The 21,339-nt window shown below is 66.6% G+C and carries 22 protein-coding genes; 14 read left to right on the top strand and 8 right to left on the bottom strand.

Annotation, left to right across the window (positions count from 1 at the left end; all coding sequences use genetic code 11):
• Window positions 1-437 precede the first annotated feature (437 nt).
• A complete protein-coding gene (locus ACNS84_RS09340) occupies window positions 438-896 on the bottom strand; it encodes a ribbon-helix-helix domain-containing protein (protein WP_435074569.1) in 459 nt (152 codons plus the stop codon).
• Between the two features lie 181 nt (window positions 897-1,077).
• Between ACNS84_RS09340 and ACNS84_RS09335 the strand changes: the two genes are divergently transcribed.
• The 4 genes from ACNS84_RS09335 to ACNS84_RS09320 all read left to right on the top strand — a co-directional run bounded on the left by ACNS84_RS09335 (window position 1,078) and on the right by ACNS84_RS09320 (window position 4,280).
• Window positions 1,078-2,142 (top strand): sensor histidine kinase, encoded by a 1,065-nt coding sequence (locus ACNS84_RS09335; protein WP_435074568.1) that lies wholly within the window; start codon window positions 1,078-1,080, stop codon window positions 2,140-2,142.
• Between the two features lie 121 nt (window positions 2,143-2,263).
• Window positions 2,264-2,500: a sulfurtransferase TusA family protein gene (locus ACNS84_RS09330; RefSeq protein ID WP_435074567.1), complete on the top strand. Its 237-nt coding sequence runs from the start codon at window positions 2,264-2,266 to the stop codon at window positions 2,498-2,500.
• Window positions 2,497-3,639, top strand: coding sequence for an NAD(P)/FAD-dependent oxidoreductase (locus tag ACNS84_RS09325; protein WP_435074566.1), 1,143 nt, complete (start codon window positions 2,497-2,499; stop codon window positions 3,637-3,639). The genes ACNS84_RS09330 and ACNS84_RS09325 overlap by 4 nt, the downstream gene beginning before the upstream one ends.
• Window positions 3,640-3,641: 2 nt before the next feature.
• The gene (locus ACNS84_RS09320) at window positions 3,642-4,280 is read left to right on the top strand and encodes a helical membrane plugin domain-containing protein (RefSeq protein WP_435074565.1); all 639 of its coding nucleotides are present in this window, start codon (window positions 3,642-3,644) and stop codon (window positions 4,278-4,280) included.
• 88 nt (window positions 4,281-4,368) lie between these two features.
• Here ACNS84_RS09320 and ACNS84_RS09315 read toward each other — a convergent pair whose 3' ends face one another.
• Both ACNS84_RS09315 and ACNS84_RS09310 read right to left on the bottom strand, forming a co-directional pair.
• Entirely contained in the window at window positions 4,369-4,956 is a 588-nt protein-coding gene (locus ACNS84_RS09315) for a DsrE/DsrF/DrsH-like family protein (RefSeq protein ID WP_435074564.1), read from the bottom strand.
• Window positions 4,957-4,958: 2 nt separating this feature from the next.
• A complete protein-coding gene (locus ACNS84_RS09310; protein ID WP_435074563.1) occupies window positions 4,959-5,204 on the bottom strand; it encodes a sulfurtransferase TusA family protein in 246 nt (81 codons plus the stop codon).
• A 247-nt stretch (window positions 5,205-5,451) separates the two neighbouring features.
• Here ACNS84_RS09310 and ACNS84_RS09305 point away from each other — a divergent pair, with 247 nt between their 5' ends.
• The 7 genes from ACNS84_RS09305 (at window position 5,452) to ACNS84_RS09275 (ending at window position 11,296) form a co-directional block, all read left to right on the top strand.
• Window positions 5,452-6,645, top strand: coding sequence for an MBL fold metallo-hydrolase (locus ACNS84_RS09305; protein ID WP_435074562.1), 1,194 nt, complete (start codon window positions 5,452-5,454; stop codon window positions 6,643-6,645).
• An 11-nt stretch (window positions 6,646-6,656) separates the two neighbouring features.
• The gene (locus tag ACNS84_RS09300) at window positions 6,657-7,211 is read left to right on the top strand and encodes a YeeE/YedE family protein (protein WP_435074561.1); all 555 of its coding nucleotides are present in this window, start codon (window positions 6,657-6,659) and stop codon (window positions 7,209-7,211) included.
• Window positions 7,211-7,672: a YeeE/YedE family protein gene (locus tag ACNS84_RS09295; RefSeq protein WP_435074560.1), complete on the top strand. Its 462-nt coding sequence runs from the start codon at window positions 7,211-7,213 to the stop codon at window positions 7,670-7,672. Before ACNS84_RS09300 ends, ACNS84_RS09295 begins: the two co-directional genes overlap by 1 nt.
• A 366-nt stretch (window positions 7,673-8,038) precedes the next feature.
• The gene (locus ACNS84_RS09290) at window positions 8,039-8,203 is read left to right on the top strand and encodes a DUF7512 family protein (RefSeq protein WP_435074559.1); all 165 of its coding nucleotides are present in this window, start codon (window positions 8,039-8,041) and stop codon (window positions 8,201-8,203) included.
• A 10-nt stretch (window positions 8,204-8,213) separates the two neighbouring features.
• Complete coding sequence (locus ACNS84_RS09285) at window positions 8,214-9,260, top strand: sulfite exporter TauE/SafE family protein (RefSeq protein WP_435074726.1); 1,047 nt, start codon at window positions 8,214-8,216, stop codon at window positions 9,258-9,260.
• Between the two features lie 123 nt (window positions 9,261-9,383).
• Window positions 9,384-9,788 carry a helix-turn-helix domain-containing protein gene (locus ACNS84_RS09280; RefSeq protein ID WP_435074558.1) on the top strand — a complete coding sequence of 135 codons (405 nt, stop codon included), beginning with the start codon at window positions 9,384-9,386 and terminating at the stop codon, window positions 9,786-9,788.
• Window positions 9,789-10,018: 230 nt separating this feature from the next.
• Window positions 10,019-11,296 carry a saccharopine dehydrogenase family protein gene (locus tag ACNS84_RS09275; RefSeq protein ID WP_435074557.1) on the top strand — a complete coding sequence of 426 codons (1,278 nt, stop codon included), beginning with the start codon at window positions 10,019-10,021 and terminating at the stop codon, window positions 11,294-11,296.
• Between the two features lie 50 nt (window positions 11,297-11,346).
• Here ACNS84_RS09275 and ACNS84_RS09270 read toward each other — a convergent pair whose 3' ends face one another.
• Window positions 11,347-12,408 (bottom strand): YihY/virulence factor BrkB family protein, encoded by a 1,062-nt coding sequence (locus tag ACNS84_RS09270; RefSeq protein ID WP_435074556.1) that lies wholly within the window; start codon window positions 12,406-12,408, stop codon window positions 11,347-11,349.
• A 129-nt stretch (window positions 12,409-12,537) separates the two neighbouring features.
• Between ACNS84_RS09270 and ACNS84_RS09265 the strand changes: the two genes are divergently transcribed.
• Window positions 12,538-12,963 (top strand): DUF7522 family protein, encoded by a 426-nt coding sequence (locus tag ACNS84_RS09265; protein ID WP_435074555.1) that lies wholly within the window; start codon window positions 12,538-12,540, stop codon window positions 12,961-12,963.
• Window positions 12,964-13,036: 73 nt separating this feature from the next.
• Complete coding sequence (locus ACNS84_RS09260) at window positions 13,037-13,594, top strand: hypothetical protein (protein ID WP_435074554.1); 558 nt, start codon at window positions 13,037-13,039, stop codon at window positions 13,592-13,594.
• Here the strand turns inward: ACNS84_RS09260 and ACNS84_RS09255 are convergent.
• Window positions 13,586-14,530, bottom strand: a complete 945-nt coding sequence (locus ACNS84_RS09255; RefSeq protein ID WP_435074553.1) for a DMT family transporter — start codon at window positions 14,528-14,530, stop codon at window positions 13,586-13,588. The genes ACNS84_RS09260 and ACNS84_RS09255 overlap by 9 nt on opposite strands.
• A 285-nt stretch (window positions 14,531-14,815) precedes the next feature.
• On the opposite strand from ACNS84_RS09255, the gene ACNS84_RS09250 reads away from it, so the two are divergent.
• Complete coding sequence (locus ACNS84_RS09250; RefSeq protein WP_435074552.1) at window positions 14,816-15,607, top strand: helix-turn-helix transcriptional regulator; 792 nt, start codon at window positions 14,816-14,818, stop codon at window positions 15,605-15,607.
• A 30-nt stretch (window positions 15,608-15,637) separates the two neighbouring features.
• On the opposite strand, the gene ACNS84_RS09245 is transcribed toward ACNS84_RS09250, so the two are convergent.
• From ACNS84_RS09245 to ACNS84_RS09235, 3 genes are read right to left on the bottom strand one after another with little or no spacing between them, the layout of a single operon-like run.
• On the bottom strand, window positions 15,638-17,791 hold the full coding sequence (locus ACNS84_RS09245) for a CARDB domain-containing protein (RefSeq protein ID WP_435074551.1): 2,154 nt from the start codon (window positions 17,789-17,791) through the stop codon (window positions 15,638-15,640).
• Window positions 17,788-18,885 (bottom strand): CARDB domain-containing protein, encoded by a 1,098-nt coding sequence (locus tag ACNS84_RS09240; RefSeq protein ID WP_435074550.1) that lies wholly within the window; start codon window positions 18,883-18,885, stop codon window positions 17,788-17,790. Before ACNS84_RS09240 ends, ACNS84_RS09245 begins: the two co-directional genes overlap by 4 nt.
• Window positions 18,886-18,887: 2 nt before the next feature.
• Window positions 18,888-21,302, bottom strand: coding sequence for a PKD domain-containing protein (locus ACNS84_RS09235; RefSeq protein ID WP_435074549.1), 2,415 nt, complete (start codon window positions 21,300-21,302; stop codon window positions 18,888-18,890).
• Between the last annotated feature and the right edge of the window lie 37 nt (window positions 21,303-21,339).

The following is a 21,339-nucleotide window of genomic DNA, read 5'->3' as shown; positions in this document are numbered from 1 at the left end:
TTGTCAGGATCGGCACGGGCGTTCGTCGACTCCGCTCTCGAATCGTAACACGTACCAACTAGCATTTCAACCCTGAGTCGCGGTTTGTAAATTATAAGTGTGTTCATAGCTAGTGTGACACGTGGTAATATGTATTATTATAATATTAATACATTATAGATACGAGAGGGGTGACTCCGCTCCGCGCACAGGTTCGGTGAGTAAGTGGGCTCATCGCCCGCCACCGGTCTGAGTCAGCGTGCGCTCACGGGGCACCCCTCGGCCAGTCGAGGAAGGCTCGTTGATTCAGTCGTCGCCCACGGCCCCCGCAGGTTCGGCTGTCACGACCCTACCCTCACGCGGTGCGGTCGCTGACGGTCTGCGCAGCGCCTCGATGCCGTCGTCTGCGTAGAAGGATGAGCCGAGCAGGTCCGTGACTTCGGCGTCGATGGCGTCGGTCAGCGTTGCGTGTCTTCCGGCGCGTCTCGCTGCCCGTGGTGCGGAGTGGCCTCTTGCCGTGCGGGACCCGCCTCGTCGCGGTACATGCTGAGGAGCTCCTCGAGGACGACCGCGTGGCGGTCGCCTGGGACGTACTGGTGGTCGATGAAGTCCTCCGCGTCGCTGACGTTCCCGCGGAGCGCGAGTTTCCTGACGAAGGCGACAGACTCGAAGAAGGGCGGATGCTCCGCGTCGGCGTCGGCGTCGCCGCCGAAGTTGCGCTCGGTCCGAGGCATCACCTCTGCCCGGATGTCCTCGTAGTCGATGGTCTCCGGCTCGTACTCGTCGAGAATTTGATTCAACACGTAGTCGGTCGAGAACCGGTAGAACTCGGACTTGCTTTCGAACTGGCCCCCTTCGACCAACGACTCGATTTCGCCAACCATCGACTCGGGAAATCGAACCGTACTCTTGACCATGCGTTGACGAGACACCCCCACCGGTATTATCTTTTTGTCAGGTCCTCGAATCTTCCCGTCGACGATCCGCAACCAAGGCGGCCGCCGAACCGACTCCGTCGGGGCCGCTCGACGCCGGTGCAGCGGCTTGCACAGCCGACAGACGGGCAACTAATTTATACTGCTGAGTAGATGAGCATCCGTGTCGTACTCACGAGACCGAATTCGTCCCCAACAGGGCGTCTACGCGCTGGGGGCGCTCTGCTTCGGACTCGGGGTCGCGCACCTCCTGACGGACGGCGAGGGCGTGGGGACGAGCCTGGAGGCGTTCGTGATCTGTGCGATCGCGCTCGTCGTCGTCGTGACGGGGTACGAGCTTCCGGACCGGCCGATCTCTCGGTCGGGACGGTGGCGAGCCGTTCGGATCATGGTCACGGTGGCGGGATCGTTCGCGCTGCTCGCGCTCGCCATCTGGCTCATCTGGTACCTCGAAGGCGACCCGACGGAGTTCGGGTTCCTCGTCTCGTTCGCGACCACGCTCGGATCGGCGGTTGGCGCCCGCGGCGGGCTGTACGCGGTCGAGGCGGACGAGCGGCTCAGCGAGGCCGATGACCTGACCAAACTGTTGACGATCAACCAGCGCGTGCTCCGCCACAACCTCCGGAACGACCTCTCCGTCGTGATGGGCACCCTGGACAACATCGAGCGGCGCACTCGCGATCCGGAGACGATTGAGGACGTCCAGACCGCGCGAACTCACCTGCAGACGCTCCTTGAAACGACCGATCGCACGCGTGAGATCGTCTCTATCTGGAACGCAAAGCGACAGGAGACGTTCGATCTCCGGCCGCTCCTCCGAGATCAGATCGCGACGGTCGGATCGGCGTACCCGGACGTGTCGATCGCAGAGCGGTTCGACGGTGACTGTCACGTGGAGTCGCACGCGGCGCTTCCGCTGGCGATCGAGGAGGCGCTCCGGAACGCAGTCGAGCACTCGCCGACCGACGCGACGGTGACCGTCGGCCTCGACGCGACCGAGACGGGGGTGGCGGTGGTTGAGATCAGCGACCTCGGGGCGGGGGTCCCGAAGTTCGACGCCGACGCGATCGGGAGCACCGAAGAGACGCCGCTCGTTCACACCCAGGGGCTGGGGCTTTGGATCATCTACTGGACCGTCGAGATGTCGGGCGGGAGCTTCGAGTTGTCGGAGAACGAGCCGACCGGGACTACCGTCCGGATCACCCTGCCGACCGTGGCGGGGCGTTGACTCGTCCTAACGAGTCGGCGCGTATTCGTCGCAATCACGCGCTCTCGAGCCTGAGTCTCCGGATTTTATAATATTGGGAATATAGTACAATAGTAAGTAATCCCGGTGCCAACGTACGCCCATGGTAGCGATAGATGCCGACGAGACCGTCGACGCGAGAGGAGCCGCCTGCCCCGGTCCCCTGATGGACCTCATCGGAGCGATCCGGGGCGCCGACTCCGGCGCAGTGATCCGACTCCTGAGCGACAACGAGCAGTCACTCACCGACGTGCCGGAGTGGGCCGAAGAGGCGGGGAACGACCTGCTCGAAGTCGAAGAACACGACGACTACACCGCGTTCTACGTGGAGAAATCATGACCGAGCGTATCGTCATCGTCGGGGGTGGGACCGGCGGCTCGGTCCTCGCGAACGACCTCGCCGACCGGCTCGAACCCGAACTCGACGCCGGCGACGTCGAGGTCACCCTCGTCAACGACGGCCCGGAGCAGGTTTATAAACCGGTGTGGCTGTACGTCCCGTTCGGCCAGCGCGAGCCGGCCGACGGGCGGCGCCGTCTGGACGAACTCGTCGACGACGCCGTCGACCTCCGGATCGATCGCGTGACCGCTATCGACACCGACGCCAAGCGGCTCTCGTTCGACGACGGGCCGTCGATGGCGTACGACCGCCTCGTGCTGGCGACCGGATCGACGCTGGCGCCCGAGGCGATCCCTGGTCTCGCAGAGGGCGGACACGACTTCTACAGCGAGTCCGGCGCGATCGACCTCCGCGAGGAGTTGCTGTCGTTCACGGAGGGTGAACTCGTGTTGAGCGTGATCGGCACGCCGCACATGTGTCCCGCGGCGCCCCTCGAGTTCGTCTTCATGGCCGACGACTGGTTCCGCCAGCGCGGGCTTCGCGAGGACGTCGACATCACGTACACCTACCCGATCCAGCGCGTTCACGGCAACCCTCACATCGCCGAGTGGGCCGAGCCGATCATGGACGAGCGCGACATCGACGTCGAGACGTTCTTCAACGCCGAGTCGGTCGCTCCCGACGCGAAGACGATCGCCTCGATGGAGGGGACCGAACTCGACTACGACCTCCTCGTGACGATCCCGCCGCACGCCGGCGTCGCCCTGATCGAGGAGGCGGGGCTCGGCAACGACGGCTGGGTCGACGTCGACAAGCACACCTTGGAGACCGAGGGCGCAGACGACGTCTACGCGCTCGGCGACACCGCGGCCACCGGCGTGCCGAACGCGGGCAGCGTGGCGCACTACCAGGCCGGCGTCGTCGGTCGGCGGCTCGCCAGCGAGGTCCGCGGGCGCCCGGCGACGGCGACGTACGACGGAAAGACGCTGTGCTTCATCGAGACGGGGATGGACGCGGCCTCGTTCGTCGAGTTCGACTACGAGAACCCGCCGTCCCCGGCTCCGCCGTCACAGAAGCTCCACTGGTCGAAGCTGGCGTACAACGAGTCGTACTGGCTCACCGCGCGGGGGTTGCTCTGACAATGTCCGGGGACAGCGTCTCAGAGGAATCGGTCTCGGAGCGGAGCGACCTCGAGGCGGCGATCGAGCGGAACCCGGAGGCCGTCGCGGGCTTCGTCGAGCGGCTCGACGCGGTCAACGAACTGCTCGACGTGCTCTCGCTCGGCGAGAACGCGCTCGACGACGAGATGGTCCGCGAGCTGTCGGCGACGGGCGCGACGCTCGCGGAGTCCGCGGACGGGATCGCGACCGACGAGACGGTCGGGCTGGCCGCGGCGGTCGGCGAGAACGGCGACGAACTGCGGGACGCGCTCGAGACGCTGGTCGCTCTCCAGCGGAGCGGTACGCTGGACGAGCTGGCCGAGATCGCGGAGGTCGGCTCGCTGCTGACCGCCGCGCTCGACGACGAGATCGTCGCCTCGCTGGTCGGCACCGGCGCCGCGCTCGGTGAGGTCGCGCAGACGGCCGCGGACGACGACGCCCGCGACGGCGTCGAGACGCTTCTGCGGAGTCTCGGTGAGGCGGAAGGCGAGCCGGCCGAGCAGGTGGGTCCCGTGGGCCTGGTCCGCGGGCTGCGGGACCCCGACGTCCAGTACGGGTTCGGCTACCTGCTCGCACTCGCCGGCGCGATCGGTCGCGAGCGCGGCGGGGGGGAGAGCTGACGCGAACCGCGGGCCGAACGGTGCAGGGAGCGGGGCAGAAAAGCGGTATCGGTGCGAGGTGGGGGACTGAGCGGCGGTCGGTGGCGATTCAGACGAGGAGCTGGATGTCGGCCTCGACCATGTCCTGCAGGGCCGTCGCAGCGCCGACGCCGGTGGTGACGCCGTCGTAGAAGTCGTCCTCGTCGTAGCCCATGAGGTCGATGGTCATCTGACAGGCCTGGAACTCGACGCCCATGTCGAGGCTCGTCTCCAACAGTTCCTCGATGGTTGCGGTCTCGTTGTCCGCAATCCGTTTTTCCATCATCCGCGTCGTCACGCGGTCCATGCCGGGGAGCGCGGCGATGGCGTTCGGAACGGGCATGTTCGGGTTGCCGACGGAACTGAGCTTGAGGCTCTTCGACCGCTCTTCGTGGAGGATGTCGAGCCCCCAGAACGTGTGGAAGACGGTCACCTCGTAGCCGAACGCGGCGGCCGTGCTGGCCAGGATGAGCGGCGGGTACGCCATGTCGAGGGTCCCCTTCGTCGCGATGATGCTCATCTTCTTCTGGTCGTCTTCGGCCGTGGCCTCGGCGAGCGACGCCTCCAGTTCGCCGACGCGCTCGGCGAGTTCGGCGCGGGAGGGGACGTCGTCCATCGACGTGTCGGCTGCTTCCTCGGCCGGGGTGTCCGTGCTCATCGTTACTCCGTCTTGCGGACGTAGTGTTTGTACACGTCCCCGCCGTCCTCCTGGCCGAGGAGCTCGACGCCGGCGGTTCCCGAGGCCCAGCCGTCGATGTCGCTCATACTTCCCGAGTCGGTCGCCAGCACTTCGAGGACCTCGCCCGCGGCCAGTTCGTCGATAGCGCCCTTGGTCTTCACGACCGGCATGGGACACGATGCGCCTTTCACGTCGAGCGTCTCCGCGATGTCATATTCGGAACTCATTGATATCTGCTCCGTTGATCTGTATTGGAGCTACCACACAATATTCTCTCGGCAGTTAAAAGAATGTTGTTTCTTGGATGTGACGCGAACAACCGCTTTCGAACCGGATCCGAGAACACCGATAGAGCAGACTCGCTACACGTGTGAGGCCAAGTAGCCGTCCCTGATCGGACTCCTATATTGTGTGTATACTGAATTACTATACAAACTCTTTTGTACGCCCGACCGGTACCATGGGGTGTACGATATGGACGCTGAAGATTTCCCGACGCCGGACGTCGAAGTCGAATCGATCGCACCCGAAGCGCTGAAAGACAGCATCGACGCGGGCGAGGAGATCACCCTCCTCGACGCGCGGATGGGCTCCGACTACGAGGAGTGGCGCATCGACGGCGAGACGGTCACGTCGATCAACGTCCCCTACTTCGCGTTCCTCGACGACGAGATTGACGCCGACGTGCTCGATCAGATCCCCGACGACCGCGAAGTGACCGTCCTGTGCGCGAAGGGCGGCGCCAGCGAGTACGTCGCGGGCACTCTCGCAGAGCACGGCTACGACGTCGATCACCTCGAAGACGGGATGAACGGCTGGGCCAGCATTTACGAGACCGTCGAAGTCACCGGCTACGACGGCGCGGGCACGCTCCTGCAGTACCAGCGCCCCTCGTCAGGCTGTCTCGGGTACCTCCTCTACGACGACGGTGAAGCGGCGATCATCGACCCGCTGCGCGCGTTCACCGACCGCTACCTCGACGACGCCGAGGAGTTGGGCGTCGACCTGCGGTACGCACTGGACACGCACGTCCACGCCGACCACATCTCGGGCGTCCGCGACCTCGACGCAGCGGGCGTCGAGGGCGTCATCCCCGCGGCGGCGGTCGACCGCGGCGTCACGTACGCGGACGATCTGACCACGGCCGAAGACGGCGACACGTTCGCGGTCGGCGACGCGGTCATCGAGACCGTCGCCACGCCGGGGCACACGACCGGGATGACCTCCTACCTCGTGGACGGGAGCCTGCTCGCGACCGGCGACGGGCTGTTCGTCGAGAGCGTCGCGCGCCCCGACCTCGAGGAGGGCGACGACGGCGCGCCGGACGCGGCGCGCACGCTCTACGAGTCGCTCCAAGCGCGCGTCCTGACGCTCCCCGACGACACACTGATCGGGGGTGCACACTTCAGCGACGCCGCTGCGCCCGCCGAAGACGGCACCTACACCGCGTCGATCGGCGACCTCGTCGCTGAGATGGACGCGCTCACGATGGAGGAAGACGCGTTCGTCGACCTGGTCCTCTCGGACATGCCGCCCCGACCGGCCAACTACGAGGAGATCATCGCGACGAACCTCGGACAGAACGCCGTCGACGACGAGGAGGCGTTCACGCTCGAACTCGGACCGAACAACTGCGCCGCGAGCCAGGAGTCGCTCGCGGGTGACTGAGAGCGCCATCGATGCTTGATCCACTCCTCGCACAGACGGCCGCAGAGCTGTTCCCCGACGGGATCAGCCGCTACGCAGTCGGCGGACTGCTCGTCGGTCTCGGCGCGGTCGTCATTTACGTCGGCACCGGAATCTCCGCCGGCGCGAGCACGTTCCTCGAGTCGACGCTCTCGTACGTTTCGGACCAGTCGCGGTTCCAGCGGTACGTGGGATCTCGCGACTGGCGGCTCGTGTTCACGCTCGGGATCGTCCTCGGCGGCGCGCTGTTCGCAGCGACGGTCCAGTCCGGCGTTATCACGACGTCGCTCTATCACCCCGGCACGACCGGGCGCACCTACGAACTCGCGGGCCTGACCCTGTGGCTAACCGAGGTGCAGCCGTGGCGACTGTTCGTCGGCGGGGTCCTCGTCGGCGTCGGGACCCGAGTCGGGAAGGGATGTACGTCCGGGCACGGCGTCTGCGGCATCGGATCGGGGTCGAAGACGTCGCTCGTCGGCGTGGCAACGTTCCTCGCGGTCGCGATCGGGACGGCACAGGTGGTCGCGGCCCTGGGGGTGAGCCCGTGATGAGCGAGGACCGACATCCCCTGTTCATGCCGCTGATCCTCGTCGGCGGCCTGATCTTCGGATTCGGACTCGGGTTCAGCCAGATGGCGCGTCCGGAGGTCGTGCTGAACTTCCTCACATTCGAGGACTTCGGGCTGCTGTTCGTGATGTTCGGTGCGGCCGTCGTCTCCGGAATCGCCTTCGCGGTGATGCCGCGGATCTCGGACGCCGCGCCGCTGACCGGCGACCGGTACGAGAGACGGCTGAAGTCCTTCGACAGGAACGTCGTCATCGGCGGCGCCATCTTCGGCGTCGGCTGGGGGCTGTCCGGCATCTGTCCCGGCGCGGCCTACGCGAGCCTCGGCGTCGGCAACATCACTATCCTCTGGGCGATCGGCGGGATGTTCGTCGGTGCGTATATCCAAGGGGTCTGGCGGAGCCGGACGCCCGCTCGCAGCGCCGCGCCCACGAGCGGCGACTGAACCGGAGTCGGGCCGCTTCGCGAGAGGTTTTTAAATAAGGTGTAACGGACGAGTGGCTACACCGGCGCGAGCGTTCGAGCGGTCCGTCACCCGACACTCGCGGCGAGCGGCGGGCTCATCGATTCTTCGAGTAGAGCGTCGCCGGTCACCGGTTCGCCGCTCGTCCGCCGGTGACTCGCGGGTCGAGCAAATCGCGTCTCGACGGCCGTAACCAACTCATAAGTTATGGATGGTTGCGAGGAGGCCATCGGAATATAGTATTGTACAGTGTGTTCAAAACCGTTATATGGGCACGCCGGGTAGGATGGGTTGAGCAGAAATGTGCCAACAGCGAAATAGTGCGGATCGATATCGGAGGGTGAACTGATGGCCGGGTTAGAGATTCCGTCGTGGGACCCGCAGACGGCCCTGCTTATCGGGACGATCCTACTGGAAGCGATCGTCCTGTATGCGGGGTACGCCGGGCTCGAACGGCTCCTCGGTCCGCATCTGATGCGGTTGTTAGTCGGAGGTGACCGGAGTGGTCAGTAGCGCGTTCGAACTGCTCGGAAGCGGGTTCGGGATTCTCGACGTGGGGCCGGAGATGCTCGCGCTGTTCGTCGGGTTCGGCCTCGTCGTCGGGGTGCTGTTCGGCTTCTTCGGGATGGGCGGGTCCTTCCTCGTCACGCCGGCGCTGTTGATGCTCGACTACGAGCCGTCGGTCGCTGTCGGGAGCGGGATGGCGTTCGTCTTCGGAACGGCCGTCATCGCGACGCTGAAACACCACGACCTCGGTCAGGTCGACTACAAGCTCGGCGCGATCATGATCACCGGGACGACGATCGGAATCGAAGTCGGGCGCGCGAGCGTCTACTACCTCCAGTCGATCGGCCTCGCGGGCGCGCTCATCAGCGTCGCTTACGTCGTCCTCCTCGGCGGCGTCGGCGCGATGGTCACCAGAGACGCGTTGAACGGCGACGGCGGCGGCGTGGACCACGAGACCACCGATAAGAGCCTCGACGAGTACGAAATCCCCGAAACCGCGAAGAAGATCCAGCGGACGATACGGATCCCGCCGATGGTCTCACTCCGTGGTGACGTTCGCGTCTCCGTGTGGGTCATCACCGCGGTCGCCTTCGCGACGGGGCTCTTGTCGGGGTTCCTCGGCGTCGGCGGCGGGTTCATCAGGATGCCCGCGATGATCTACGCCATCGGCGTCCCGGTGCCGGTCGCCGTGGGAACCGACCTCTTCGAGATCGTCTTCTCGGGCGGTCTCGGGAGCTATCTCTACGGACAAGGCGGCGGCGTCGACCTCGGCATCGTCGTCCCTCTGCTGTTCGGGAGCGCGCTCGGCGCCCGCGTCGGCTCCGCCGCGACCGCCGTCGTCGACGCCGACGGCATCAAGGTCTACTTCGGCGGCATGCTGCTCGTCGGTGCGATCGCGGTCGGCATCGGTGAGATCGGGACCTATCTCGGGAGCCCGACGTTGGAGATGGTGGGACTGGTCCTCGTCATCGGCGCGGCGGTCGTCGTCGCGGCCGCGATCCTCTACACCTCGGTCGTCTCGCTCCGCACGACGCAGAATCGACAGGCGACGACCGCGGACTGACCGCCCCGTCCAGCGTCGAGATCTTGCGGCTCCGTGAGCCCGTGAGAGTGCCTGATTCTCACGAAATTGTGCGATCCATACACAAATCTTTTACGTGCACGATGCGTACTTTCGCCTCATACGATGCCTGATTCGATGTCCGAACAACTCCAGCGAGATATGGTGTGCGAGGGGCTCCTCGAGTGTTTCCACGGGCTCAAGCAGCTCGACAAGCGGGTGTTCCGCGAACTCGTCCAGACCGAGACGCCGCTGACGATCGATGAAATCGCCGAGGAGGTCGACCGCGAACGATCGACCGCGTACCGCTCCGTTCAACGGCTCCTCCAGGCCGGCTTCATCCAGAAAGAACAGGTGAACTACGATCAGGGCGGCTACTACCACGTGTACAGGCCGACCGACCCCGAAACTATCGCCGACGACATGCAGCGGATGCTCAACGACTGGTACGCGAAGATGGGACAGCTCATCCGAGAGTTCGAGGACAAGTACGAGCGCCCCGAGGGCTCGACGCCGACGGTCGAGAGCTAACCCCTCCGACGTTCGCCGGCGTGCTCCGAGCGGACCGTCGCCGACCGATCGACCGCTAACTGCGGTGAGCGTGGGACTAATCTGTAAATCTGTAAATCTGTAAGCCGTCACTGCTTTCTCTTCAACCGATCGGTCCGTGACACGAGCACCGTCCGTGAACACCCGACCGTCTGATCGGTCGGACGACCGTGGACTTTAGCCAGCGGGCGCCGCTATGTTATACCATATACATGTCGGACACCGACCGATCCCACGACGTCGTCGTATGGGGAGCGACCGGGGTCGCGGGGCGCCTCGTCGCCGCGTACCTCACCGATCGATACCGACCGACAGACCTCTCGGTCGCGCTCGGCGGCCGGAACGAGTCCCGCCTCGACACCCTCGCGGCCGACCTCCTCGACCGTCGCGAGGGATGGGACGACCTCCCCGTCGTGCTCGGCGACGCGACGGATCCGGCGAGCCTCCGCGACATCGCTCGCGACACCCGCGTCGTCTGTACCACCGTCGGCCCGTACACGAGATACGGAACACCGCTCGTCGAGGCCTGTATCGATGCGGGGACGGACTACTGCGACCTGACGGGCGAAGTCAACTGGGTCCGCGAGATGGTCGATCGGTACCACGACGCCGCCGTCGCGGCCGACGCGCGGATCGTCCATAGCTGCGGGTTCGACTCCGTGCCGGCGGACCTCGGAACGCTGCTCGTCCAGTCGTTCGCGCTCGAGCGACACGGCGTGCCGTGCGATGCGGTCCGCATCTACCTCGAATCGGGCAGCGGCGGCATCAGCGGCGGGACCCTCGCAAGCACGGCCGAACTGTTCGAGGCCGCGGCGACCGACCCGCTCGCGCGGCAGGCGCTTCGGAACCCCTACTCGCTGGCGCCGCCCGGCGAGCGAAGCGGCGTCGACGAGGGGATGCACCAACGCCCCCGGCGAGACCTGCTCCGTGGCGAGTGGACGGCACCGTCGCCGATGGCCGCGACCGACGAGCGGATCGTCAGGCGCAGTAACGCGCTCCTCGGGTATCCGTGGGGGCGCGAGTTCCGCTGCTCAGAGGTGATCTCCACCGGAAGCGGCTTAAAAGGGGCAGCCGGCGCGACGCTCCTGACCGGCGGGCTTGGACTGTTCGCGGCCGCGATGTCGGTCGGCCCGGTCCGAAACGCGCTCCGGCGATACGTGTTCCCCGCACCCGGCGAGGGACCGACCGAAGAAGAGGCCGAGTCGGGGAATTTCAGGGTCCGACTCCTCGGGCGCGGCACCGCTCCGGACGGTCGCTTCACGGTCGATGCGACGGTCGGCGCCGACCTCGACCCGGGGTACGGGGCGACCGCGCGCATGCTCGGCGAGACCGCGGTGTGCCTCGTTCGCGAGGACGTCGACTCCCCGCTCGACGGCGGCGTGTTGACGCCAGCCTCCGGCATCGGGCTCCCGCTCGTCGAGCGGCTCCGCGACGTCGGCTTCACCGCGACCGTCGGCGACGCGGCGACGGGGAACGCGGACGGCGCGTAGCCGACGCCCGCCGAGGACGAGGCTCGTGGATGCTCCCCAAACGGGTGAGCTTAGTCGGCTTGCGGGTCCCTTGCCGATTCATCTACCCACCAGTGGAGGGTGAGGCTGACGGCCCTGTCGAGCCCGAAGACACCGGACGTTCGGCCGATACTCGCGGTGTGCGGGTTCCCGAGTACGACCCGAGACCCGTCGTCGAACTGGATCACGATTCCGGAGTTGGTTTCGTCGACGGTGTCCACAATCGAATCCAGTCGCTCGATCAGTTCCAACCGGGACACGGTGGATTCGCTGTGCCCCGACCACCGGGCCACCCCGCCGAACACCGGGTCAACGTCGACGTCGCTGGAGCGGTTCGAGAACACCGCGTTGATCGCCGCTCCGACCAAGAGCAGCAGCCCGATGATGTAGAGCCACGTCAACAGGACGAGGATGCTCGCGACGAGGTTGCCGCCGGTCGCCCCGGATTTAAAAACCGTAAACACAACCTGGGCGATCGCGACGCCGACCGCGGCGAACGCCGTCCCGGGGACGATTTCCCGGGCGCTGACGTCGGTGTCCGGAAAGATGTAGTACATCGGGTAGAACACGACGAACAACCCGACAACGGTCGCGAGGATCCGAAGGCCGATCCCGACGAGTCCCGCTTCGACGACTGGGAAGCGGCTCCCGATCACGCTGGCGGCCACGATGGATATTGTCACCGTGACGAGCAGGATCAGTCCGTCGCTGAGTTGGTCGGTGAGGGTGTTCTCCGTCTCGGTCTCGTAGATGTCAGAGAACGCGGTGTCCACCCCCCGGAAGATACGCATGGCCCCCCAGATGAGGAATGCCGCCCCGAGCAGCGAGACCGACGCGTCCGCCTCGGACAACCCTTGCTGGATGAGCGCGCTCGCTTCGGCCGTGAGGGCCGCCTGCATGACCCCGACGATGGAGTCACGGAGAGCGGCGTTCTGCGTCCGCTGGACCAACGTCAACACCAGCAGCATGAGCGGGAGGATCGAGATGAACGCGTGGTAGGCGATCGATCCCGCCACGAACGTGAGCTTCTCGACACGTATCTCGTGGACGACCGCGCGAAGGAGTTCGTCCGCCCGGTTTCGATAGCGTCGCATGGAGCGGTAGTCGGCGACACCGAATAAGAAGCTACGGACGGGGAACGGAAACCGACGGCGCTCGGAATGCGGACCCGCCGGACCGGCGCGGCGGGATACGCTCAAGCCGTCACAGTGCCTAATAGTGACATGGAACAGAGCCAGTACCAATCCGGCATCGACCCGACGACGGCGGACGAGATCGTCAGCGCGGCGCGGACCGGACTCGGGGACACGCTCCGCAGCATCGTCCACTTCACGCCCGCGGCGTTCGACGTGTTGTACGTCAGGCGGGACCTATCCGGCGACGGCGACGCGGCCCACGAGGCGAGGTCGCGGCTGGTCGCGATCGAGCGGTCGGGATTCGCCGAGAAACCCCTCCGGACCGCGCTCGGCGAGGGATCGCTCGAGCGGGGGTCGGTCGGTCCGTACCGCTTCACTGTGCGGTTCCACGACGACGGGTTCGTCGTTCGGGTCATCGAAGGCGACCGCGGCGTCCTGCTCACGGCCGACGAGATGGATGTGCGAGACTTCGAAGAGGCCGCTATCGCTATTCGCGGAATCTTGAGAGAGTGACCCTTGGGAGAGAGATCGTCGGCCGCGCTGGGGAATCACTGAAGCCGCTCCTCCCCGTTGGGGACGTTCGAGCGTGTCCCCCGTAGACGACCGCCGTCACGTCGACGAGACCGAGCACCGATTCCCCGCGTACGGGCCGATAGAGGCGGGGCTCGGCTACCTGCTGTTCTACGTCCTCGTCAGTCGCGTGACGCCGGTCGTCGTCGCGGCGTTCGACGAAACGGTGCCCGGTCTGTCGCCCTCGGTCGTCCGGTTCGGGCTCGCGGCCGCCCTCTGGTTCGTCTTCGCCGTGACCGCGATCGATCAGCTCCGGCGCCAACTTGCGGCGCTCGGCGTCGGGACGTACGACGACAATCGGATAGGCGTGTGGTCGCGCGTCACCTCACCGGCGCTACGCACGAGCGGATACCTCCTGGCCCTGATCGCCGGTAGCGCCGTCGCCGCGGCGACGTTCGACCGCGCGATAGCGGGTCTGCTGTCGCTGATATCCGTCTTCTCGACCCTCGACGGGTTCACCGTCGATCCCCTCGACGTGGTCGTGCTGGTCGCCTTCTTCCTCGCGTACAGCCTCGCGGCGCATTCGCTCGACAGGCTGGTGATCGGCGCGATCAGAGCGCTGGTCTCAGAGTGAGCCGTCGTCGACGGACCGCTCCGGTATAGCCTGACGGAGGAGGCGCGCGGAGGTCGGCGAGATCCCGCTGACGAGCAGGAACCCGACGAAGATGACGCCGAATCCGACCAGCGACAGCGTCGGGATGGTCTCCCCGAGCAGCGCCCACCCGCCCACCGCTGAGACGACGGGGACGAAGTAGAACAGCAGGTTCGCCCGCGTCGCGTCGGTCTCGTCGATAAGCGCGAAGTACGCGAGGTAGGCGACCGCGCCGGAGAAGACGCCGACGTACACCAGCGCTGCGAGCGCGACGGGGGGCACCGACAGTCCGGAGACGGACTCGCCGGCACCGATGCTCAGCGCGTGCGAGAGGACGGCAGCCAGCGGAACGCCCCACACGGTGCGGGCCGTGCTCGAAAGCGTCGCGTCGGCGCGACGGATGACCACGGCGCCGAGCGCGCTCGTCACGGCAGCCCCGAACAGCAACGGCACGCCGAGTCCGCCGCCAAGCAGAGCCGACGGATCGGGGTTCGCCACGAAGGCGACGCCGAGCAGCCCCAGCCCCATCCCGACCGCGCCGCGGACCGACAGCCGACCGTCGGAGAGGATAACGGCCGCGAACACGGGCGTGAGGATCGGGTTGAGGCTGAAGACGACGGCCGCGACGCCGCTGGTGACGTCCTGCTGGCCGAGGAACAGCAGCGCGTTCGTCAGGCCGATGACGAGCACGCCGGTGGCGAAGATGCCGACGGCGTCTCCGACCGTGCGGGGACGCAACTCCGCCTTCGAGAGCGTCGTTGCTGCGAAGACCGCGAGGACGACGGCGCCAATGTCGAACCGGAGCGCCACGAAGAACAGCGGCGGAAAGTACGCCAACCCGGCTTTCGCCGCGATGAACGTCCCGCCGAAGAGGACGGCCGAGACGACGAACAGGAGGGCGGTGCGGCGCGAGAACACGTTAGTCGAGCCTCCGCAGCGGGGCGTTGCTCGTGTGGTCAATTCTCGTCGCACGCTCGGTCATATCACCAAGTTTGGGTCGCTCCCGTATAACGAACGTCGTGAAATATTCGGCGCGTCGAAACGGATGACCGAGGCGATACCACTGAGCGCCGTGAAACTCTTTCACGCCACTACGGCCGATCGATACCGGGTGCGGACCGCGGCGGGGTCGACGGAGGAGCGCAGCGTCCCGAGGGCGGCGACGAGCGAAGCCGGTTTCACGCGGCGCCGACTGGAGGGCGTATGGAGGCGCCGCTTGAGGAAATTGAGTTTCTCGCTCGCTCGCAGAACCGCGTCGAGGTGTTGCGCCTCGTGGCCGCCGAGCCGCGGACGCGGCAGGAGCTTGCAACGGCGACCGGAGCGTCACAGGCGACCCTGGGGCGGATCCTCGAGGACTTCGCCGATCGGTCGTGGGTGAGCAAAGAGGACCGGCGACACGCTGCCACGGCTACGGGCGAGTTGGTGGCCGACGGAATCAGCGGGCTGATCTCGGTGCTCGAAACCGAACAGAAGCTCCGCCCGCTGGTCGCCTACCTGCCGACCGAGGAGTTCGGGTTCGACCTCCGGCACCTCGCGGACGCGACGGTCACTGTGCCGACGCGGACGCGGCCGAGCGCCCCGCTCCAACAGGTCCGCACCGCAATCGAAGGGGCCGACACGCTGCGAGCGTTCTCGCACACGCTCAACGAACAGACGCTGTCGACGGTCCACGAACAGGTCACCGGGGGCGACTACGCCTTCGAGGCCGTGCTCTCGCGGAGCGCGCTCGAGGCGCTCGCGGCCGACGCGAGCCTGTGGTCGCAGGTCCGCGAGCTGAGTCGCCGTTCGAACGCGACGATCCGCGTCTCTGAGGGCGAGATTCCGGTCGCCGCACTCATCGCCGACGGCACGGTCTCCCTGCTGGTTCGGGACGAACACGGTATCCTCCGGGCGTCGCTGAGCACGGACTCGGCGGCCGTGAGAGAGTGGGCGACCGACCGCTTCGATCGCTACTGGGAGCGTGCGAACCCGTTCAGTCCGTTGGACTTCAATTAAAAATAAGAAGCTGAAGCGGGGGATCCAGTGCTAGTCGTCCGACTCGAACTGCGCGTCGTAGTCGTTCTGGATCTCGATCGTCGTCTCGCGGCTCACGTCGTCGAAGTCGTGGCCGTAGCGGTCGTTGGCGATCTCGTCCCGCGTCTGAATGCCGGCCGGCCCCGTCCCCTCGGGGAACGGCTGTCGGTTGTAGATCGCCTGCACCTCTCCGGCAGTCTCGGTGCTGAGGTCCGCGAAGTCCTGGCCGTACTTCGCCTGCGAGATCTCGTCGAGCGTGTACGCCGGATCGGACGGGAGCGGGCCGAACTGGGCGTCGTAGTCGTTCTGGATCTCGATCGTCGTCTCGCGGCTCACGTCGTCGAAGTCGTGGCCGTAGCGGTCGTTGGCGATCTCGTCCCGCGTCTGAATGTCGGCCGGCCCCGTCCCATCGGGGAACGGCTGCCGGTTGTAGATCGCCTGCACCTCTCCGGCGGTCTCGGTGCTGAGGTCCGCGAAGTCCTGGCCGTACTTCGCCTGCGCGATCTCGTCGAGCGTGTACTTGCCGTCGTTGGCATCACCGTCGTCGCCATCATCGCCATCGCCTGCATCGCCATCATCGCCATCGCCTGCATCGCCATCATCGCCATCGCCTGCATCGCCATCATCGCCATCGCCTGCATCGCCATCATCTCCGTCGTCGCCACCGTCGTCAGACTCGACCGTGATCGAGGCGTCCGTCGTCTCGGTCACGGTGTACGATTCGCCCTCTTCGGTGCCGAGTGCGTCGACCGCGAGCGACAGACCGCTCGTTCCGGGAGCATCTCCGGTGACGGTGGCCGTCGCGATGGTGACGCTTCCCGTGTCACTGGTGTTCGCGAGCGCGGCCGACACCGACACCGACGAGCCGTCGTCGGCGAACGTCGCGTTACTGGTTGCCGCGGACGGGTCTCCGCCGAACTCGAGATCCGTGACGGAAGCCACCGACGGGTCGTCGACCGTGATATCGAAGTCGTACGCACCGACACCGCCGTTAGCCGTATCGACGACTACGTCGTACGTCGTCGTCTCGCCGACGGTGACCGTCGATTCCGCCGGTTGGAGGCTCACCGCGGTCTCCAGATCTGCTTCGTCGTCGCCGTCGTCTGCACCGTCGTCGCCGTCGTCTGCACCGTCGTCGCCGTCGTCTGCACCGTCGTCGCCGTCGTCTGCACCGTCGTCGCCGTCGTCTGCACCGTCGTCGCCGTCGTCTGCACCGTCGTCGCCGTCGTCTGCACCGTCGTCGCCGTCGTCGGCGGCCTCGATGGTGATCGTCGCGGTCACGTCGCCGTCGTCGGTGAAGACGCCGTGGGCGTAGTCGCTGGGCGCGAGGCCGCTCGTGTCGAGGTCCTCAAACGTAACCGTCTGCGTTTCGCCGCCGTCAAGCGTCACGTCCTGTGAGGTGAGTGCCTCGTCGTCTTCGAGCGTGCCATCGCTATCGAGGTCGAGTCTGAACTCAACCGTCTGCGTTGCCTCCTCGTCACCGTCGTTAGTGACGTCGGCGGAGACGGTTATGTTCTCGCCCTGGGTCGCGCTGTCCGGTGCGTCCAGATTCGACACCTGGAAGCTCGCCGGGTCCGGTTCGGGTTCCGGTTCCGTGTCGTCGGCCTCGACCGTGATCGAGGCGCCCGTTGCCTCGGTCATGGTGTACGAGTTGCCGGCTTCGGTGCCGAGCGCCTCGACTGCCAGTCCGATGTCGCTGGTTCCCGCGTCGTCGCCCTGGACGGTGATAGTCGCGACCGTCACGCTGCCGCTGTCGTCCGTGTCGGCCAGCGCGGCCATCACGTCGGCCGAGGACCCGTCCTCCGCGATCGAGACCTCGGTCGTCTTCTCGCTCGGGTTCCCGCCGACGGCGACGTCGGATATCGAGGCGACGCTCGGATCGTCGATACTGACGGTGAAGTCGTACGCGCCGACGCCGCCGTCGGCCGTGTCGACGACCACGTCGTACGTCGCCGTGTCGCCGCTGTCGACGGTCGCGCTACTCGGCTCGAGACTCACCGCCGTCTCCAGCGGGTTCTCCTGCTGTGCCGCCCCCGTCTGCAGGGCTGCGTCCGGGCCAATTCCCATGGCAGCCCCGCCGATACCGAGGGCTGTAATCAGCGCTATCGCCGCGATAACGGCCGTGCTCTGGGCCTGGATCGTCGCACCGATATCTGCGGCACTCATCGGTCAGGCACCTCTGTGAACAGCTTCTGCACGTCGACGACGTCGAGCGTCTCGTCGCCGTTGAAGTCGAACATGTCCGGGTTGTCTTCGACCGTCTCGTCGTCGAGGTTGGCGAACAGCGCCTGAACGTCGACGATATCGAACTGGCCGTCGCCGTTGACGTCCTCGTAGAGACCGTCGTCGTCCGGGTCGGTCGGGGGCTGCTCGAAGTCGCCGACAGACGGCGGTCCCTCCGCTTCTTCGACCGAGAGGGTCGTGGTCTCGGAGTCGTCGTCGGTGAAGACGCCGTGGACGTACTCGCCGGCGTCGAGACCGCCAGTACTGACGTCGGTGAACTCGACGGTCGTCGACTCTCCGGGATCCAACTGAACGTCCTCAGAGATGACCACGTCGTCGTCGTCGCCGAAGCCGTCGCCGTCGGCGTCGAGCCGGAACTCGACCGTCTGAGTGGCCGCCTGTTCGCCGTCGTTGCTGATGTCCGCGGCGACGTCAATGGCGTCGCCCTGCGTCGTGGTGTCCGGGGCGTTCAGGTTCGACACCTGGAAGCTCGCCGGATCCGGCGTCGGCTCGTCGCCCTCGACGCTCAGCGTCGCGTCGTTCGTGCCGGTCACGTCGTACCCGGTGCCGGTTTCGTCGAAGATCAGCACCGCGTCGTTGCCCGCCGTGGGTTCGAGACTCACGTCGGTGGTTCCGTCGCTGACGCCCTGCACGGTTACCTCGGCGACGGTGACGCTCCCGGAATCGGCCGTGTCTCGGAACGCGTACTCCAGGTCGACTGACGACCCGTCGTCGGCGATCTCCGTGTTCGTCGCTCCCGGTCCGAGGACCTCGACGCCGGTGATCTCCGCGACGCTACTGTCGACCGCCACGCCGATCTCGGCGGCGCCGACGCCGCCCTGCGACTCGTCGACGACCACCTCGAACGTGGTGCTCTCTCCGACGTCCACGCTCGCGTCCGCGGGAGCGATACTCACGCTGGTCGCGCCGGCGGCCGCCACGGGCGACGCGGCGGCGGGGGCGAGCAGCGACAGTGCGACTACGGCGACGATGAGACGTCGCCAGCTTCCGGTTTCGAGCGAGTTGGTTTCAGACATCGTTATCCGGTCACCTGGTTGAACAGCGCCTGCGCGTCGCCGGTGTTCACCGATCCGTCGCCGTTGAAGTCGAACGCCTCGATGTTGTTCTGAACGGCCGGCGAATCGCGGTTGCTGAACAGCGCCTGTGCGTCGCCGGTGTTCAGTTCCCCGTCGCCGTTGACGTCCTCGTACAGTCCGTCACCGTCCAGGTCGCCGGGGAGAAGGCCGTCGCCGTTGACGTCCGGCGGGGTGAACTCTATCTCGGCAGTCGCGTTGTCGGCGGCCGTGAAGACGCCGTGCTGGCGCGGGCCGAACGACGCGTCTTCCGGCACGGAGACGGTGAACGACACCTGGGCCGTCTCTCCGGCGGCTATCGTCTTCGATTCGGTTTCGACGGTCTCCAGTTCGCCGTCGGCGTCGACGTCGATCTGGAACTCGACCGGCTGTGTGCTCTCGACGGCGCCGTCGTTGGTGACGTTCGCGGTGACCGTGACGTCGCTCCCGACGGCGGCCTTCTCGGGCGCCTCGAGGTCGTCCACGAGGAACTGCACCGCCTGCACGTCGAGCGTCGCGCCGTTCGTGCCGGTCACGTCGTATCCGAGGCCTTCCTCGTCGAAGACGAGTACCTCGCCGTTGCCCTCGGTCGGCTCGAGCGACAGGTTCGCGGTTCCGGCGCCGCTTCCCTCGAGTTCCACCGTCGCGATCGTGACGCTCCCGGTGTCGGCGGTGTCGGCGAACGCGTATTCGAGGTCGACCGACGAGCCGTCCGCGGCGATGTCGACGTCTTCGCTCGTGTTCGCGTCGATGGCGCTCGCGTCGGTGATCGTCGCGACACCGGGGTCGTCGACGGCCACGCCGACCTCGGCCGCACCGACGCCGCCGTCCGCGTCGTCGACGACGATGTCGTAGGTCGCGGTGACGCCGACCGCGGTGGTCTGGTCGGCGGGCTGGAGACTGACGGTCGTCTCCTTGTCGCCCGGCGGCTCCGGCGGCGCTTCGATCGTGATCTGTGCGGTGGCGTTGTCGTCCGCGGTGAAGACGCCGTGAGCGTAGTCGCCGGGCGCGAGAGCGCTCGTGTCGGCGTCGGTGAACTCGACCGTCGTCGACTCGCCGCCGGTGAGTTCGACGTCCGTACTGAGAACCACGTCACCGGAGTCGCCGAACCCGTCGCCGTTCGCGTCGACGCGGAACTCGACGGACTCGGTCGCGGTCTGTTCGCCGACGTTCTCGATGTCGGCGGAGACGTCGATGGCGTCGCCCTGCGTCGCGTTCTCGGGCGCCTGCAGGTTCGACACCTGGAAGTCCGCCGCCGCGGGCTCGTTAACCGTGATCTGTGCGGTCTCGGTGTCGTCTACCGTGAACACCCCGTGCGTGAGGGTGCCCGAAAGCCCGCTCGTGTCGACGTCCTCGAAGGTGACGGTCGTCGATTCGCCGGGGTCCAGCTCGACGTCCTGCGAGGCGAGCGCGCTCTCGTCGTCGATCGAACCGTCGCCGTCCGTGTCGACGCGGAACTCGACGGCCTTGGTCGCGGTCTGGCCGCCCGTGTTCTCCACGTCCGCAGAGACGTCGATGGCGTCGCCTTCCGTGACGCTACCGGGCGCCTGGAGGTTCGACACTTGGAAGTTCGCCGCCTCTGGCTCGGACGGTTGGACGGTCACGCTGACCGAGTCGGTGTCGGTCGCTCCGGCCGTGTCCGTGACCTCCACCTCGAAGTCGAGCGTGGTGTCCTCGGAGACCTCCGGGGCGGTGAACGTCGGAGTGGCGGTGTCGGCGTCACTCAGCGAGACGCCGGAAGCAGAAGTTTCGGTCCACTGATAGCTCAGCGAGTCGCCGTCCGGGTCGTTCGACGCGGTCGCGTCGAGTTCCACCGTCTCGCCCTCGTCGACGGTCTGATCCGGGCCCGCGTCCGCGTCGGGCGGGGTGTTGACCGTCAGCGTCGCAGTGCCGACCTCGTCGAGCGTGTAGCCGGCGCCGTTCTCGTCGAAGACGGCGAGGAAGCCGGTCTGACTGTTCTCGACGACATCGACGTCTGTCGTCCCGGCCGAAGCGCCCTGGACGGTCACCTCGACGATGGTGACTGCACCGGTGTCCGCGCTGTCGGCGAAGGCGTACTTGACGTCCGCCGCGGCGCCGCCGCCGGTGATGTTGTTGTCGGTGTTCCCGGGCTCATTCGGGATCGTCACGTCGGTTATCGTCCCGACCCCGGGGTCGCTCAGTTCGACGCCGAGCTCCGCGGCGCCGACGCCGCCGTCGGCGTTCGCGACCGCGATTTCGACGGTCGTCGTCTCGCCCGGTGCGATCGTGTCGTCTGTAGTCGATACCGTCAGGTCCGTCGTCGACGCTGCGCCCGCGAAGCCGGCGGTCGCCGAGAGGGCGACCATGGCCACTACCAGCAGGGTCAGCGTCTTCCGTTGGATTGGTGTTGTTTGTTTCATCGGTTTTCTGTCGTCGTCTGTGGTGTCGTGCGTCGGT

The organism is Halorubrum wangae, from assembly GCF_051194135.1.
GTDB lineage: Archaea > Halobacteriota > Halobacteria > Halobacteriales > Haloferacaceae > Halorubrum.
This window is presented reverse-complemented; position numbering and strand designations above follow the sequence as displayed.

Excerpts from the sequence above, each read along its gene's own strand:
- ACNS84_RS09275 (WP_435074557.1), top strand. The coding sequence starts at position 10,019 with ATGTCGGACACCGACCGATCCCACGACGTCGTCGTATGGGGAGCGACC.
- ACNS84_RS09300 (WP_435074561.1), top strand. The coding sequence starts at position 6,657 with ATGCTTGATCCACTCCTCGCACAGACGGCCGCAGAGCTGTTCCCCGAC.
- ACNS84_RS09305 (WP_435074562.1), top strand. The coding sequence starts at position 5,452 with ATGGACGCTGAAGATTTCCCGACGCCGGACGTCGAAGTCGAATCGATC.
- ACNS84_RS09295 (WP_435074560.1), top strand. The coding sequence starts at position 7,211 with ATGAGCGAGGACCGACATCCCCTGTTCATGCCGCTGATCCTCGTCGGC.
- ACNS84_RS09290 (WP_435074559.1), top strand. The coding sequence starts at position 8,039 with ATGGCCGGGTTAGAGATTCCGTCGTGGGACCCGCAGACGGCCCTGCTT.
- ACNS84_RS09245 (WP_435074551.1), bottom strand. The coding sequence starts at position 17,791 with ATGAGTGCCGCAGATATCGGTGCGACGATCCAGGCCCAGAGCACGGCC.
- ACNS84_RS09280 (WP_435074558.1), top strand. The coding sequence starts at position 9,384 with ATGCCTGATTCGATGTCCGAACAACTCCAGCGAGATATGGTGTGCGAG.
- ACNS84_RS09235 (WP_435074549.1), bottom strand. The coding sequence starts at position 21,302 with ATGAAACAAACAACACCAATCCAACGGAAGACGCTGACCCTGCTGGTA.
- ACNS84_RS09270 (WP_435074556.1), bottom strand. The coding sequence starts at position 12,408 with ATGCGACGCTATCGAAACCGGGCGGACGAACTCCTTCGCGCGGTCGTC.
- ACNS84_RS09340 (WP_435074569.1), bottom strand. The coding sequence starts at position 896 with ATGGTCAAGAGTACGGTTCGATTTCCCGAGTCGATGGTTGGCGAAATC.
- ACNS84_RS09320 (WP_435074565.1), top strand. The coding sequence starts at position 3,642 with ATGTCCGGGGACAGCGTCTCAGAGGAATCGGTCTCGGAGCGGAGCGAC.
- ACNS84_RS09265 (WP_435074555.1), top strand. The coding sequence starts at position 12,538 with ATGGAACAGAGCCAGTACCAATCCGGCATCGACCCGACGACGGCGGAC.
- ACNS84_RS09310 (WP_435074563.1), bottom strand. The coding sequence starts at position 5,204 with ATGAGTTCCGAATATGACATCGCGGAGACGCTCGACGTGAAAGGCGCA.
- ACNS84_RS09315 (WP_435074564.1), bottom strand. The coding sequence starts at position 4,956 with ATGAGCACGGACACCCCGGCCGAGGAAGCAGCCGACACGTCGATGGAC.
- ACNS84_RS09250 (WP_435074552.1), top strand. The coding sequence starts at position 14,816 with ATGGAGGCGCCGCTTGAGGAAATTGAGTTTCTCGCTCGCTCGCAGAAC.
- ACNS84_RS09330 (WP_435074567.1), top strand. The coding sequence starts at position 2,264 with ATGGTAGCGATAGATGCCGACGAGACCGTCGACGCGAGAGGAGCCGCC.
- ACNS84_RS09325 (WP_435074566.1), top strand. The coding sequence starts at position 2,497 with ATGACCGAGCGTATCGTCATCGTCGGGGGTGGGACCGGCGGCTCGGTC.
- ACNS84_RS09240 (WP_435074550.1), bottom strand. The coding sequence starts at position 18,885 with ATGTCTGAAACCAACTCGCTCGAAACCGGAAGCTGGCGACGTCTCATC.